At 70.6% G+C, this 14,768-nt stretch carries 12 protein-coding genes and 1 tRNA gene; 5 read left to right on the forward strand and 8 right to left on the reverse strand.

Annotated elements, in window-relative coordinates; translation table 11 throughout:
* Positions 1-642: 642 nt before the first annotated feature.
* The 4 genes from C8054_RS26970 to C8054_RS26985 all read right to left on the reverse strand — a co-directional run bounded on the left by C8054_RS26970 (position 643) and on the right by C8054_RS26985 (position 3,471).
* Positions 643-993 (reverse strand): hypothetical protein, encoded by a 351-nt coding sequence (locus C8054_RS26970; protein WP_233220200.1) that lies wholly within the window; start codon positions 991-993, stop codon positions 643-645.
* 32 nt (positions 994-1,025) lie between these two features.
* The gene (locus C8054_RS26975; RefSeq protein ID WP_146179990.1) at positions 1,026-1,460 is read right to left on the reverse strand and encodes a hypothetical protein; all 435 of its coding nucleotides are present in this window, start codon (positions 1,458-1,460) and stop codon (positions 1,026-1,028) included.
* Positions 1,461-1,756: 296 nt separating this feature from the next.
* The gene (locus C8054_RS26980) at positions 1,757-2,224 is read right to left on the reverse strand and encodes an NUDIX hydrolase (protein ID WP_233220201.1); all 468 of its coding nucleotides are present in this window, start codon (positions 2,222-2,224) and stop codon (positions 1,757-1,759) included.
* A gap of 23 nt (positions 2,225-2,247) precedes the next feature.
* Entirely contained in the window at positions 2,248-3,471 is a 1,224-nt protein-coding gene (locus C8054_RS26985; RefSeq protein ID WP_107161663.1) for a helix-turn-helix transcriptional regulator, read from the reverse strand.
* Positions 3,472-3,827: 356 nt separating this feature from the next.
* On the opposite strand from C8054_RS26985, the gene C8054_RS26990 reads away from it, so the two are divergent.
* Both C8054_RS26990 and C8054_RS26995 read left to right on the forward strand, forming a co-directional pair.
* The gene (locus C8054_RS26990; protein ID WP_107161665.1) at positions 3,828-4,106 is read left to right on the forward strand and encodes a hypothetical protein; all 279 of its coding nucleotides are present in this window, start codon (positions 3,828-3,830) and stop codon (positions 4,104-4,106) included.
* Positions 4,099-4,341 (forward strand): hypothetical protein, encoded by a 243-nt coding sequence (locus C8054_RS26995; protein ID WP_107161667.1) that lies wholly within the window; start codon positions 4,099-4,101, stop codon positions 4,339-4,341. The genes C8054_RS26990 and C8054_RS26995 overlap by 8 nt, the downstream gene beginning before the upstream one ends.
* A gap of 300 nt (positions 4,342-4,641) precedes the next feature.
* Here C8054_RS26995 and C8054_RS27005 read toward each other — a convergent pair.
* Positions 4,642-4,718 (reverse strand) — tRNA-Thr (locus tag C8054_RS27005).
* A 365-nt stretch (positions 4,719-5,083) separates the two neighbouring features.
* On the opposite strand from C8054_RS27005, the gene C8054_RS27010 reads away from it, so the two are divergent.
* Positions 5,084-6,175, forward strand: a complete 1,092-nt coding sequence (locus C8054_RS27010; protein ID WP_107161670.1) for an ABC transporter ATP-binding protein — start codon at positions 5,084-5,086, stop codon at positions 6,173-6,175.
* 61 nt (positions 6,176-6,236) lie between these two features.
* On the opposite strand, the gene rlmB is transcribed toward C8054_RS27010, so the two are convergent.
* Positions 6,237-7,361 (reverse strand): 23S rRNA (guanosine(2251)-2'-O)-methyltransferase RlmB, encoded by a 1,125-nt coding sequence (rlmB, locus tag C8054_RS27015; protein WP_107161673.1) that lies wholly within the window; start codon positions 7,359-7,361, stop codon positions 6,237-6,239.
* Complete coding sequence (gene cysS / locus C8054_RS27020; protein WP_107161675.1) at positions 7,361-8,776, reverse strand: cysteine--tRNA ligase; 1,416 nt, start codon at positions 8,774-8,776, stop codon at positions 7,361-7,363. The genes rlmB and cysS overlap by 1 nt, the downstream gene beginning before the upstream one ends.
* 63 nt (positions 8,777-8,839) lie before the next feature.
* On the opposite strand from cysS, the gene C8054_RS27025 reads away from it, so the two are divergent.
* Together C8054_RS27025 and C8054_RS27030 are read left to right on the forward strand one after the other, a co-directional pair.
* Entirely contained in the window at positions 8,840-9,487 is a 648-nt protein-coding gene (locus C8054_RS27025) for an IclR family transcriptional regulator (protein ID WP_107161677.1), read from the forward strand.
* 290 nt (positions 9,488-9,777) lie between these two features.
* Entirely contained in the window at positions 9,778-11,079 is a 1,302-nt protein-coding gene (locus tag C8054_RS27030) for a hypothetical protein (protein ID WP_107161679.1), read from the forward strand.
* Between the two features lie 125 nt (positions 11,080-11,204).
* Here the strand turns inward: C8054_RS27030 and C8054_RS27035 are convergent, their stop codons facing one another.
* A complete protein-coding gene (locus C8054_RS27035) occupies positions 11,205-14,756 on the reverse strand; it encodes a hypothetical protein (protein WP_107161681.1) in 3,552 nt (1,183 codons plus the stop codon).
* Positions 14,757-14,768: the final 12 nt, after the last annotated feature.

Here is a 14,768-nt window from a genome sequence, read left to right on the forward strand (position 1 = left end):
AGCGGGCCAGGGCCAGGGTGACAAGGTGGAGCGCCCTACCGGACGTACGACCTTGTCACCCTGGCCCTGGTCTGCTCGGCTTGCCTGGGTCGGTGGCTGGCGGGATGGCATCCCACCTCAACCACTCTCCTACCGGAACCGTTCGGCAACTCCATCTCGGAGTCGTCTGGCCCCCGCCGGAGGCACAGCCCTAACCCCGCCCCCTCCCTCACCTCACCACCCCCACGCCCACCTACGCCCCTTCCCCACCCTGGGCCTGAGCGACCGTGCGGAACCGTTCGGCAACTTCGTCCGCCGCGGTGGCCTGCCGGACCTCGTGCTGCTTCGGGATCGCCGACACCGGATGGAAGCGTGTCCGCCTGGCCCTGGTCGTCCTTCAGGAACCGTCACCGGGTCACTTCACTGACCCAGGTGTGACGCGCGGGGCGGGCGTGGGGTTCGGGCCGGCTGACTTTCCGCCCCGCCGCCGAAGGCGGGCGGGGCGGCGGCTCCGTCAGGAGCCGGTTACCGCGCCCGGCCGCGCGCCGCGCGGAGCGCGCTTGATCCTGAAGAGAGCGTTTCGGCAGTTGCGTCTACAGGCTCTCTGTCCCGTCACGGGACATGCTTGACAGTCGCGTCTCACCAGATGCTTGACATGTCACATCAACGGTGAGGTCGGGTCACCTCATCGCTCTGCGGGTCGTAGATCGTCAGCCCATATCGCGCTGCAAGATTCAGGATCAGTTCGATGGCGGGAGTGCTCCGCTGCCCGAAGCTCATGTTCATGCTGACGTGGTCGATACCAACGTCGAGTGGCATCGACATCCAGGGCGAGTCATCGCGGTATGGCGGGAGGTCGGGGTAGCGGGCGCGCAGACTCTCGTAGAAGCCGACGATGCGTTCGTCCAGCTCGCCCTCGGGATGCTCGCCGCTGCTGCAGCGCTTCACCATGGCGCGCACCGCGTCGCCGCTCGCCGCCGCGTCGATGGCCAGCACGTCAAGGTCGAAACTCACCGGCACATGCTGCCGCACTCGCTCAACGCTCGTCACGGGCACAGGTTCGCCCGGATGTGCACCCCGCACCAGGCCGGAAGGTCGACGGACCAGACCCGCCACCCGCCGCGATCCTTGCGCAACTCCCACCGCCACGCATGCGCGGTACCGGCGAGGATCTGCGCGTCGTCCCACCAGACCGCGCGTACCTGCTCGGTCACCCTGGCACGGTCGTCGGCCTGGTGCTCGATCGCACTCGGCCCCACACTCTCCAACTTCGAAGGCTCCCGGCCAGTCCCGGTCATCTCGGCCCGGTAGTCCCGCCACTGCTGCCGCAGCTCGTCATGACGCGCGCCGGCCAGCACCCGCGACAGCCCCAACTCCTCACCAGCGCTGAGCTGCAACAGCCACACCCGGGCCGCGGCCTCCGGCGTCGCCTCGCCCCGCTCCGCCTCCAACTGCTTACGCACCGCCCATGAGGCCGGCACCACAACAAGGCCAGCGCAACCGATCACTACCAACGCCAACAGCACCCAGGGCCACCGCCCGGGATGTCTAGCTTGCCGAACTCGGCCCGGCAGCCACCCACGCAGAACCTCCCCCATGATCACTTACATGACGATACGAGAATCTCTCGGAGAGAGTCTCGTCGAGGTGCCCAAAGGACGTCGTGCCCGTGGCCGACTCCCCGCGCTAACTGCTGTGGCGAAAGGGTCGACGATAGGCCGCGCATCCGCAGCGGAGCGTGGAGCCCGTTGTGCGCGGTCTTGAGTAGGTCCGCGTGTCAGACAGCACTGCCGTGCTCGGCGTACGCGGAGACGCTACTGCTGCGGGCTGCGATCGCGGTGCGGATCCGACGGCCAAGCCGGGAGGGGCCGTAGTGTTCTACGGACTCTGCGTCTACGTATTGCCATTGGGTGAGTTCGCCGTCCGCGAAGCGGATCGCGCGCTCCTGCTCGGCTTCAAGTGACCCGCCGTCGAAGATGAAGAGGAGCTTGTCGCCCTCGCGCTCGGCGGGTGCCCAGTCCACGACCAGCATCGGTCCGAGCGCGGGCGTGAGGCCGAGTTCCTCTCGGATCTCCCGTACGCAGGCTGCCCGCGGCGACTCGCCGGCTTCGACGTAACCGCCTGGGATGTCCCAGTGCTTCTTGTAGCTCGGGCGCACGAGCATCACCCTGCCTTCGTTGTCGAAGAACAGGGCGCCGGCGGCGACGCGTGGGGTCGCCACGGGTGGCATCTCGTTGGCCGTCACCAGGGCAGCCTAGATGCCTCGGTTCAGTCGAGCACCTTCAGCCGGCGAGCCAGGCCGACCAGCTCGGCCGGCGGCTTACCGCGCTGGCGGCGGACCCAGGTCAGCGCCAGTTGTCTGCTGAGGAAGTGGTGCCTGACTTGCTCGGGCGCCATCTGCTCTGCTTCGAGCAGTACGGCTTGGGCGTCGTCGACGCGGTTCCACGAGCTGTAGGCGCGGGCGACTTCGAGGGCGTGCCGTACCCGACGTTCCATCGGGAGTCCGGTGGTGTCGACGCGCGGGCCGAGGTCGACGGCCACCTGTAGATCACCCAGCTCTGCTGCGGTGGCGACGCGGTGGATGGCGACGTTGGTCGGGCCGAACGCGGTCCAGAGGTGGTTGGCATCGTTTCCGAGCTGGTCGGCGGCGTGCTCTGCTGCGGCGAGGAAGGTGCGGGTGGTGCCGGCGTCGTTGGAGCGGGCAGCGGCCATGGAGCCGGACAGGAAGAGGGTGCCGTAGACGGAGAGCAGGGCCGGCGAGGCGTGCGCCAGGTGGGGCTCCAGGTAGCCGGCGGCGTCTTCGGTGAGACGTACGGCTTCGGTGTAACGGCCGGTGGCATTTAGGGCGTGACCGACGGACCGGAACAGAGAACCGGTGATAAGCGGGTCGCCGGTGGGCCGGACGGCTGCCAAGCCGCGGTCGGCAGCGATCCAGGCGAGGTCGACCTCTCCGAGCTTGGTGAGCTGGGTGGCAGTTAGCTGATAGGCAAGGCCGAGGAGCCGGCGGGCCTGGTCCTGGTCGTCGCCCTCGTGACGGTCGGCGGCGGCCTGGGCGCGGTGGAGCAGGTCGGGTAGTCGGCCGGTGACGTACCCGAATCGGGAGTCCTGGTAGGCGTCCCAGAGCGCGCCGACATCCTTGCGCAGCATGGCAACGGTCGGTGGCTCGTCGTGGAAAGTGCCGCCGAACGGGGCAAGGGCGCGGTAGTTCATGAGCGCCGACCGGAGAGCGGGAACGGTGCCGGTACCGGTGTCGGCGGTCCAGTCAAGCAGCACGGGTTCGCCGAGGAGGTCACCGAGGGATACGTCCAGGACCTCGGCAAGGGACTTGATTACGGAGAGCCGGTCCAGCTCGATGCGGTTGTTCTCGACCTTTCCGAGCCAATCAGCGGTGCGGCCGATGAGTCCGGCAAGGACTTCCTGCGACAGGCCGCGCCGGCGGCGGTACCAGGCGATGCGCTCGCCGATGGTCAGGGTGTTGGTTGTCCGGTGCACCGTTTCACCTTCTCCCCTCGTCCGGCTGCGACCCCGGAAGGATTTTCCGGGTCACTGGGCGGTATGTGCCTGAACCTGTCTGCATGACGGGGCTGAACGTATCGACCAACTGCCAATCCTGCTCGGGTGCCGGCTGGAAGTACACCCTTGCGCGGTCCGCTACGCGGGCCTTCGGGCAGGGGTCGGAGCGAAATCGTTCCCTGGCTCGACGGTCCTGCCTGGACTGCGCGGGCTCCGGTCGCACGACGACCTGCTGAGGCTGGCCCGGGGTGGGTGCTGGCATGGGACCGCGACCCGAACGCGGGTCCCGAGAGAGCCCGCCCACTCCGGCGCCCCGCAGAAGCCACCCGGTTCCGGTGGGTGCACCCAAGCCGGCCGAACTGGTCTACCTAGACGGTCGCGCGTCGGTGCAGTTCCGCGGCGATCGGGCGCTGTGGCTGCGGGTGACCGCGATCGGTGACTGGCCGGCGTATGACGGCTGGGTATGGCTGATCGGCTACGTCATCAACCCGACCGACGGGCAAGCGTCGGCGAAGCGGGAGGTCTTGGCGAAGATCGCCGGGCTTCAGATCAGCCCCTCATCAAGCATTCCGTCGCCAGCCTTGGCGCGGACGGCAAGGAGGCGCGGTGTTTGACCTTCGGGTACGGCTCGGCATAGTGCTCCGGGTGGAAGCGGCCGACCGCTACCGTCCATCCGACGGCCCGGTGATGCTGCGGGTGACCGGCGTCCGCCTGGTGCTCAACCGTCCAGAGCGCGAGCAGTGGATCTGGGTCGAGGGAACCAAGGTGGTCCCGCGCAACCAACGCGGCGAGTACACCCAGATCCTCGTACCCGTCCGACTGTTCTCCCCCCGCGGTCCGACACCTTGATCAACTCCTCTCGCCGGGACGCTTCACGTCCTGGACGCCAAGACCGAGGACTCCGAGGCGGTGCTACCGCTGCCCGAGTTCACCTGGCTCACGCTGATGGAGCACCGGGAGCGCCAGCAGGAGGAGCGGGCCGCCCTCCCGTCAAGGTGACGCTGAAGGTCTACGCTCACGCCAACCTCGACGCGATGCGTCAGGCGCTCGGCAAGCTCGACGGGCGGCTGTCGTGAACCCCGTTGCTGTCAGCGTTGCTGTCAACCGGGAAGATCACGACGGCCACCGGCCGGGATCGCCTTGTGGAATTGGAGCCCCCGGCCGGGATCGAACCGGCGACATCTCGCTTACAAGGCGAGTGCTCTGGCCAGCTGAGCTACAGGGGCGCGTGTGACGGGCTCAGCATAGCGACTGGGCTTGGAAAATCCCGCCTGGCAGGGCTCCCGAGCACGGAAAACGTCAGTTACCTCACCGGGTCGACCGGCCGATCGTCCACTGATAGCGCTCACAGCGGGGAGATTGATGCCTCTCAGTGCCCGACTGACCGAAATGTGTATGCGGTCCGTCCCACCCGCTGCGTCTCGTCTTGGCACGAACGCGAAAGCCGTTTACGGTGCAGTGACACGGACGACACTCCGGGCCGGCCTCGGCTGCCCGGGCGACGCTCCCGTTGGCCGGCACCCTGGGTGCCGGTCGCTCCTTCACTCGGATCGTCCGGCACGTTCCTGCCGGTGAAAGGAAGCGCTTCATCATGGCTACGGTCACCTACGCGAAGGCGTCCCGGATCTATCCGGGCACCGAGCGCCCCGCCGTCAACCAGCTCGACCTCCAGATCGGTGACGGGGAGTTCCTCGTCCTGGTCGGCCCGTCCGGCTGCGGTAAGTCCACCAGCCTGCGGATGCTCGCCGGCCTGGAGGACGTCGACGACGGTGCCATCTACATCGACGACCGGGACGTCACCCACCTCCCGCCGAAGGCCCGCGACATCGCGATGGTCTTCCAGAACTACGCGCTCTACCCGCACATGACGGTGTACGAGAACATGGCGTTCGCGCTCAAGCTGCGCAAGACCTCGAAGTCGGAGATCGACCGGCGGGTCAAGGAGGCGGCCGGGCTGCTCCAGCTCGAGGAGTTCCTCAGCCGCAAGCCGAAGGCGCTCTCCGGCGGTCAGCGCCAGCGGGTCGCGATGGGCCGCGCGATCGTCCGCGAGCCGCAGGTCTTCCTCATGGACGAGCCGCTGTCGAACCTCGACGCCAAGCTGCGTGTGCAGACCCGTACCCAGATCGCCTCGCTCCAGGCGAAGCTCGGCGTCACCACCGTCTACGTCACCCACGACCAGGTCGAGGCCATGACCATGGGTCACCGGGTGGCGGTCATGCTGGACGGCGTGCTCCAGCAGGTGGACACGCCGCGGGCGCTCTACGACACCCCGGCCAACGTCTTCGTCGCCGGGTTCATGGGCTCCCCGGCCATGAACATCAAGACGGTGCCGCTGACCGAGCAGGGCGGCGCTTTCGCCGAGATGATCATCCCGCTGACCCGTGAGCAGATCGCGGCGGCTCGCGCCGAGGGGGGCGACAACAAGGTCACCGTCGGCTTCCGCCCGGAGGACTGCGACCTGGTGAGCCCGTCCGAGGGTGGCATGCCGGTCGTGGTCGAGCTGGTCGAGGACCTGGGCTCCGACGCCAACATCTACGGTCACGCCGCGCTCGAGGGCCACAACGAGCGCTTCGTGGTCCGCACCGACCGGCGCAGCATGCCGAACATGGGCGACACCGTGTTCGTCAAGCCGCGTACCGGCCGCAACCACGTCTTCAACGCCGCCACCGGCAAGCGGATCTGACGTACGCGAAGCAGAAGGGGCGGCCCGCCACGGCGGACCGCCCCTTTTCCGTGCTTGCGGGTCAGCCCTCGACCGCGCGGCGGCGGGCGACCTCGGCGAGCGTGACCGCAGCGGCGACGCTCGCGTTGAGCGACTCCACGTCGGAGATCATCGGAATGCTGACGGTCAGGTCGCAGGTCTCGCCGACCAGGCGGGACAGCCCGCGCCCCTCCGAGCCGACCACCACGACCAGCGGGCCGACCGCGGCCTCCAGGTCGTACAGGTCGGTCTGCCCGTCGGCGTCCAGGCCGACCACGATGAAGCCGGCCTCCTTGCACGCCTTCAGCGACCGGGTCAGGTTGGTGACCTGGGCGACCGGAACGCGCGCGGCCGCGCCGGCGCTGGTCCGCCAGGCGGTCGCGGTGATCCCGGCGGCCCGCCGCTCGGGCACGAAGACACCCTGCGCGCCGAACGCGGCGGCCGACCGGATCACCGCGCCGAGGTTACGCGGGTCGGTGACCCCGTCCAGCGCGACCAGCAGCGGGGCGGCCTGCTCCAGTGCGGCGGTGACCAGGTCGTCGAACGACTCGTAGGCGAACGGCGGCACCTGGAGGCCGACGCCCTGGTGCAGCACCCCGCCGGTCATCCGGTCCAGCTCGGCGCGGCTCACCTCGAGGATCGCGATGCCCCGGTCGGCGGCGGTACGGACGATCTCCTTGACCCGGTCGTCCATGTCGATGCCCTGCGCGGTGTAGAGCGCGGTCGCCGGCACCTGGGCGCGCAGCGACTCCAGCACCGGGTTCCGGCCGACGAGCAGCTCGGGGCTGTCCTTCGCCGGGTTCGACTTGCGCCCCGGGGAGACCCGCGGCCCGCCGGACCGGCCCGCCGGCTTGCCGCCGCCGCGGCCCTTGGCGGTGGGTACGCCCCGACCGCCGCCCCTGCCCCAGGTGGTGTCCTTGCTGCCGGGCTGGCCGATCTTGGGCGCGCGACCCTCCTCGGCGGCGGCGCGGCGCTCCTTGTCCTGCTTCCAGGCGGTGCGCTGGGGCAGCTTCTCGGTGCCCGAGTAGGCCTTGTGCCAGGGGCGCTCGTCGGCCGGCAGGGTGCGCCCCCGGCCGGCGAGGGAGTCCTTGTTCTTGCCACCGGTGCCCTTGGGGGCGCCTGCCTTCGGCGTCAGTCGCCGGCCACGGCGCTGCGAGTTGCCGGCCATCAGTCCTGCTCTCCAATAGTCCAACGCGGGCCCTGGGGGGTGTCCTCGACGACCACGCCGGCCTGCTTGAGCTGGTCACGGACCGCGTCGGCGGCGGCCCAGTCCTTGCGGCCACGGGCCTGCGCGCGCTGCTCCAGGGCCAACGCGACGAGTGAGTCCACCACGCCGCGCAGGTCGTCCGTGCGGTCGCCACCGGTCCAGGCCGGATCCAGGGGGTCGACGCCGAGGATATCCAGCATCGCCCGCGCGGCGGCCAGCGTCGTGCGGACGGTCACATCGTCGCCGCCGCTCAGCGCGGTGTTGCCGTCCCGGACGACCTCGTGCAGCACGGCGAGCGCCGCCGAGGTGTTGAGGTCGTCGTCCATCGCCGCCACGAAACCGGCGGGCAGCTCACCGGGTCGGCCTACGCCGACCCGCTCGACCGCCCGCTGCACGAAGCCCTCGATCCTCCGGTACGCGACCGCGGCCTCGCGCAGCGCGTCCTCGGAGTAGTCGATGCGGGACCGGTAGTGCGCGGCGGCGTAGTAGTAGCGCAGCTCCACCGGGCGCACCCCGAGCGAGGCCACGTAGTCGAGGTCGAGCGTGTTGCCGAGCGACTTGCCCATCTTGGTGCCGCCGATGCCGAGCAGGCCGTGGTGCACCCAGTAGCGGGCGAACGGCAGGTCGGCGGCCTGCGACTGGGCGATCTCGTTCTCGTGGTGCGGGAACGTCAGGTCGAGCCCGCCGCCGTGGATGTCGAACTCGGCGCCCAGGTAACGCCAGCACATCGCCGAGCACTCGATGTGCCAGCCGGGCCGGCCGCGGCCCCACGGCGACGGCCAGGCGGCCTCGGTCGGCTCGCCCGGCTTGACGCCCTTCCAGAGCGCGAAGTCACGCGGGTCGCGCTTGCCCCGGTCGGGGGCGTCGCCGGCCGGCTGCATGTCGGCCGGGGACTGCCCGGACAACGAGCCGTACGCCGGCCAGGACGCCACGTCGAAGTAGACGTCGCCGGAGCCGTCGGTGGCCGGGTAGGCGTGCCCGGTCTCGATCAGTCGGGCGATCAGCTCGTGCATCTCCGGAACGTGACCGGTGGCCCGCGGCTCGTAGGTCGGCGGCAGCACGTTCAACGCCCGGTAGGAGGCGGTGAGGATCTGCTCGTTGGCGTACGCGATCGACCAGAACGGCCGGCCCTGCTCGATGGCCTTGGCCAGCACCTTGTCGTCGATGTCGGTCAGGTTGCGGATGAACGTGACCTCGAACCCTTTGCCCAGCAGCCAGCGACGCAGCACGTCGTAGTTGACGCCGGAACGAAGGTGGCCGATGTGCGGGGGCGCCTGGAGCGTGAGACCACACAGGTAGACCCCCACCTTGCCGGCTTCCCGCGGGACGAAGTCCCGCACCGATCGGGTGGCGGTGTCATACAGGCGTAGCGTCACCTCCCAAGGGTAGCCCTCCACACATTTCCGGGTTGGCCCGAGCCGGGTCGTACGCTGCGTGCTGTGGACACGGCGGCACGCCCGGGAGAGACCGCGCAGACCCTGGACCGGGGTCTGCGCCTGCTGCACCTCGTCGCGGACGCGCCGGGCGGGCTGACCGTCACCGAGGCCGCGCACCGGCTCGGCATCGGTCGGGCGGCCGTCTACCGGCTGGTCGGCGCGTTGACCGGGCACGGCATGCTGCGGCGCGACGGCGAGGGCCGGCTGCGGCTCGGCGCGGGCGTGCTGCACCTGGCCCGCCGCGCCCAGCCGCTGCTCGCCGAGGGTGCGCTGCCGGCGCTGCGCCGGCTCGCCGAGCGGACCGGCGCGACCGCCCACCTGACCGTGGTGGAGGGCGGCGAGGGGGTCGCGTTGGCCGTGGTCGAGCCGAGCTGGACCGCGTTCCACGTGGCGTACCGGACCGGCTCCCGGCACCCGTTGGAGCGGGGCGCGGCCGGCCGGGCCGTGCTGGCCGGGCGGGCCGGCGCGGCCGGCCCGGTGAGCACCAGCGGGGAACTCCAGTCCGGGGCGTACGGGGTGGCGGCGCCGGTGCTGGGCGTGCCGGGCCTGGAGGGCAGCGTCGGCGTGGTCTCGCTGACCCCGCTCGACGTGACCGAGGTCGGCGCCCAGGTCACCGCCGCCGCCGAGGCGGTCGCCGCCGCGCTCTCCTGACCGCGCCCACCCCGCCGGCCGCCGGCCGCCGGGCGCAGGTTCGGGGAAGTGGCGGCATCCGCCCGGGTCGCATACGCCCACCTCGGCGAACTGGCGGCGCCACCCGCCGCGGATACGCCCATCTCGCCGGAACGGCGTCTCCTCGCCGCGGCGGCGGCTCGGGAACGGGTGCGGGCCCCTAGCACATCGCGGGCGCCGGTGGGGGCTGTCCACAGGCGTGGTACGGACTCGGTCTTTGTGGTTGTCCACAGGGCTGTCGACAGCCGCCTCGGCGCCACCACGCTTGTCGGATGCCACCTCATCCTCATCGCCCGCCGCAGTTGGCCTGGCAGGTCTTTCGTGGCTCGGACGCGGTCCGGCGCGGCCTTCTCTCGCGTCACCACCTCCGGGGCGCGTCCTGGCTCCGACTCCGGCATGACGTCTACGCCGACGCCCGCCTCGACCGCGACCACGAGCTGGCCTGCCGCGCCGTGCTGCTCCGCATGCCGCCCGGCACGTCGATCGCCGGGCCGTCGGCGGCCTACCTGCACGGGGTCGAGCACGCCGCCGACTTCACCGACGATGTGCACGTCCTGCTGCCGGCCACGGTCCGAGCCGACTCCCAACCCGGCGTCCGGGTGCACCACGCCCCGGTGTCCAGCACCCGCAGCGGCCTGCTGGTCCCCGCCGGCGCCGCCACGGCACCGACGAGCACCGCCGCGCCGACCGGCTTCGGCCCGATGCCGGCACGTGCCGCCATGTCGACCGACACGACCACGCGGCGCGACGCGGGCAGACGACTCCCGGCCCTCCGGCCACCCGACGCGGTGGGCCCGGGCCGGCCGCCGGTTCGGCACCGCCCGCCGCGTCCGGCCGGCCCGACGACTCCCCCCGGATCGCCGGCCGGACCGATCGGTCCGCCGGAACTGATGAGACCACCCGCCCCGGCCGGGCCACCGAACCTGAAACCGCCCAGCCTGGCCGGACCGCCGAACCCGAGAACCTCCACCCCGACCAGCCCACCGAACCCGAGAACACCCGCCCCGGCCGGGCCGCGGGAGCCGAGGCCGCCCGGTCCGGCCGGGCCGCTGCCCCGCACCGCACCCATCGCCTGCGCCTGGGAGACGGCGGTCTGGGCCGATCCCGTGCGTGCCGTCGGCATCATCGACGGGCTGCTGCGCGTCCGTGCGGTCAGCCCGGCCGGGCTCGCCACCGAGGCGGCGCGGAACGCCGGCCGTCCGGGCGGCCGGCGGGCGTCCTGGGTGTTCGGCCTGACCGACGGATGCGCCCAGTCACCGCCCGAGTCACATCTGCGGGTGCGGCTCGTGCTCGCCGGTCTGCCGCGCCCGGTGGCACAGCACCCGGTACGCGTGCCTGCCGGCCCTGTCCTGCATCCCGACCTGGCGTGGCCGGAGTTCCGCGTGGCGGTCGAGTACGACGGTCGGTGGCACGCGGATCCCGATCGGATGCACCTCGACCGGTGTCGGCTCAACCAGTTCGTGGGGGCTGGCTGGCTGGTGCTGCACGTGACCGGTCGACGCCTGCGTCAGGAGTTCCCGGCCCTGGTCCGCGAGATCCGCGCCGCGCTGGTGGCCCGCGGCTGGCGTCCGTGACCTCTCCACTCCGGCGCACCGGTCCGAAGACGCGCATCCCGTCGCGCCAGCTTCGCCGATGTCGCCTCACCGCTCGGAGAGGCGGCGACGCCCGGGAGAGTCGGACGCCGCCGCACCGGTTCCGGTCAGGCCGGTGTGGTCACGGCGATGACGCCGCTGAACGCCGAGCTGCCGAACGAGTTCACGGCCTGGATCCGGTAGTAGTAGGTGGTCGACCGGGCCCGTCCGGTGTCGCTGTAACTGCGAGCGGTTCCGGCCGGCGTGAACGTGGCCAGGTTGGCGGTGAACGCCACGTTCGTCGCCCGCTGGAGCACGAAGCTGGTGACCACGCTGCTGGCGCTCTCCTGCCAGGTGAGGTTCACGGTCGCCGTGCCTCCGGCCACGGCGACGGCCGTGCCGGCAAGGTTCGTCGGGGCGGCCGGCGGGGCGCCGACGGTGATCGTCGCGGTGTTCGACCAGGGCGAGCCGACGCCGAGATAGACGGTGCGCACCCGGTAGTAGTAGGTGGTGCCGCCCACGACCGTGGTGTCGGTGTAGCTGGTCGCGTTGGCGCCCAGCGTGACAGTGGTCAGGCCGGTGGTGAACGCGGCGTTCGTCGCGCGTTGGAGTTCCACCGAGGTGGAGTACGACCGGTTGATCCAGTTGAGCGTGACCCGCACCGGGGTGCCGCTCGGCTGGGTGGCGGTCAGGTTCGTGGGGGCGGTCAGGGTGACCACCGCCGACGCGGTGTTCGACCAACCGGAGTAGCTGGCGCTGTTCTCCCGCCGCACCCGGTAGAAGTAGGTAGTACCGGGCACCGCTGTCGAGTCGGTGTAGCTGGTCGCCCCCGCCGCGGCCGTGAAGGTGGTGAGGTTGGCGGTGAACGTGGAGGTGGTGGATCGCTGCACGAGGACCTGGGTGGCGGCCGGCAGGCCGGCGGGATTGGTCCAGGTCAGCACGATCGCCGGTGGGACCGTGGTCGATCCGGCGGTGGCGGTGGCGGTGAGGTTGGTCGGCGGCGCCGGCGACACCCGGATCACCATCGGCCGCATCATGTCGAAGTCCTCGTGGTCGACCATGTGGCAGTGCCAGACGTACTCCCAGCCGAAGTCGTAGGGCACGTTTGTCACCACGGCCGGGTTCCCGGTCTGCGGGTCGATCTGGGCGAAGCCGTTGGTGGTGCCCGGCACCTGGGTCGGGTCGAGCAGCCGGACGCTGTCCCCGACCTTGAACGGCAGATTGGCCGGCAGGGCGGGCCGCATCGCCACGATGCAGTCCTCCAGCGGGTTCATCCGCACGGTTTCCTTCCAGCCCAGCTCGTTGGCGTCGGGTGGGCTGTAGACGCCGTCCCAGCCGACCCGGTTGATCAGCTGCACGTTGAAGTAGTGGAAGTGGATGAAGTGGGTGTCCACCCCGTTGTGGGTGACCTTCCACAGCTGGGTGCCGTCACCGGGCGAGCCGACCGGGGTGGCCAGGTTCGACATGGTGAGGATCTCGGTGGGCGGGTTGATGTACGGCAGCGGGATGGTGGTCTGGATGAACGCGCTGGTCTTCGGCAGCTCGACACCCAGGTTGGTGAGGATCCGGCCGTACACCGGGTCGAAGTCCTCGACGATCGCCTTCGGCTGCAGGGGCAGGGTGACCGGTCCGCTGCCGCCGATCGGGGTGAAGGTGATCTCGGTGTCCTGGATCGCCACGTAGGTGTTCTTCGGCGTGGTGGTGCCGAAGGCCGCGTCGTACGCCTTCTCCGGCACGATCGGCTTGGGCTGGCTCTGCCCGTACGCCTGGGGCAGCCGGGCCTGCAACCGGGCCAGGTCGAACTGCGGGGCGGGGGTGCCGTTCACCTGGAACTGGGCGATGGTCCGGGTGTTCGGCCCGTATCCGGGCGGGGTGCTGGGCGCCCCGCCGGTGTCGGTCTGGTCGGGGTCGTTCGTGTAGTAGTCGTACCGGGTGTCGTAGGCCGGCATCGGGGCCGGGGCGTCGTTGTAGAGGATGATCTTCGTGCCCTGCGGCAGCTGGGAGAAGTCGACGATCACGTCGGCCCGCTCGGCCGGACCGATCAGCAGCGAGTGGTCCGAGACGTTGAGCACGGTGATCGAGCGGCGGTCGTACTCGTAGTTGATCGGCTGCGGCGGGATGACCGCGACGCCCGGCAGCAGGCCGCCCTCGTTGCCGATCTGGATCCAGTCCGGACCGACCGCGTTCGGGTCCGGCACACCGCCCGCGCGACCGTCGGTCGGCCAGGTGGGCGGGAAGTCCGGGTTGGGGCAGGCCTCCACCATGTGCACCTCGCCGGCGTCGCCGTCGCGCAGGGTTCCGTTGGTGTTCCACATCGTTCCGTTGGAGGCGGCGTGGTAGAGCTGGAGGTTCAACGCCCGGTCGTTGCAGGCGTTGAGGATCCGGAACCGGTACGCCTTCGGCTGCACGAAGAGCACCGGGTACGGGCAGCCGTTGATGACGGGCGTGTCCATGAACGCCTCGGGGGTGATCGAGGGCGTCGGGGTGGCCGGCTGCACCGGCGGCTCCCAGGGCCGGGTGACCGGGTCGTAGTACGGGTTGGGTTCGGGGCCGAACTCGATGCCGGTGAACGGCGGCCAGAACCAGGGGCCGTAGTCCCAGCGACCCATCGGGTTGGCGCCGGCCTCGTTGTAGGGGTTCTGGTTCGGCATGTAGACGTGCGGCATCCAGAGACTGCCCTTGCCGCCCCAGTTGGCGGTGTCCCAGGTGGGGTCCTGCTGGGCCAGTTGCGGCGGGTCCGGCACGTACGTCTTGTCTTGAATGACCATGGGGATCTGCTCGGCGGGGATCACCCCATCGGTCACGAGCTGCTGCTCCACCGGGTCGTCCAGCAGGACGAAGCTGATCTGTCCGCTGTACGGCGTCAGGTGGGTGATGCCCTCGGTGTGGTCGTGGAACCACATCATCCGGGCGCTCTGCTGCATGGGGAAGTAGAGCGTCACCGCGCCGCCGCCGGCGGGCGGCATGTCCGGCACCTCGGCGTAGCTGGCGCCCTTCGGGTACGAGGTGGTCTCGCCGGCCGGGGTGAACCACTGCAACGGCGTGCCGTCGCTGATCCACGGCGTCTCCGAGCCGTGCATGTGCCCGACGGTGCGGTTCTGCGTGTACAGCTCGGTCGGGTTCAACGGCCCGGTGCCGGCGCCGCAGATGGTGACGTCCACCGGCAGGAAGAGCTTGCCGGCGGGGCCGGTCGGCAACTGGTTGACCAGCTTGATCCGGACCGGCCGGTTGCGGTGCGCGAGGATCACCGGCCCGAGGTAGTACGGCCGCGCGGGCGGCGCGATCGTGTTGTGGCCGGACGGGTCGGTGCCGTTGTTGAGCTGTTTGTAGCCCCGCAACCGAGTGGACGGCAGGTCCCGGCTCATCTGCTGGGTGTACTGCTGGATGCCGATCTCGTAGTAGTCGCTGCCCGGGTAGGTGATCGTGTCGGGCGCCGCCACCGGGAGGTAGTTGCCCAGTTCGTTGGCCTTGGTCGGGCCCAGCCCGGGCAGGGTGTTGATGAACTTCCGGAGGCCCGGGTACTGCACCCCACCGATCACCTGACGCAGCGGGCTGTTGGCGAAGTTCGGCGTGAAGCCGAAGTAGTCGGGTGGGTCGGCGGGACCGATGGCCGGCGCCGCCTCGGCCGTGCTCTGTTTGGGGATGGCAGTCCCCTGGGTGGTGGTCTTCTCGTCGGACATGACTGTTCCTCC

Source organism: Micromonospora sp. RP3T (assembly GCF_003027925.1).
Taxonomy (GTDB): Bacteria; Actinomycetota; Actinomycetes; order Mycobacteriales; family Micromonosporaceae; genus Micromonospora.

Coding starts and splice junctions, on each gene's coding strand:
- C8054_RS27010 (WP_107161670.1), top strand. CDS start 5,084: ATGGCTACGGTCACCTACGCGAAGGCGTCCCGGATCTATCCGGGCACC.
- rlmB (WP_107161673.1), bottom strand. CDS start 7,361: ATGGCCGGCAACTCGCAGCGCCGTGGCCGGCGACTGACGCCGAAGGCA.
- C8054_RS27030 (WP_107161679.1), top strand. CDS start 9,778: ATGCCACCTCATCCTCATCGCCCGCCGCAGTTGGCCTGGCAGGTCTTT.
- C8054_RS27035 (WP_107161681.1), bottom strand. CDS start 14,756: ATGTCCGACGAGAAGACCACCACCCAGGGGACTGCCATCCCCAAACAG.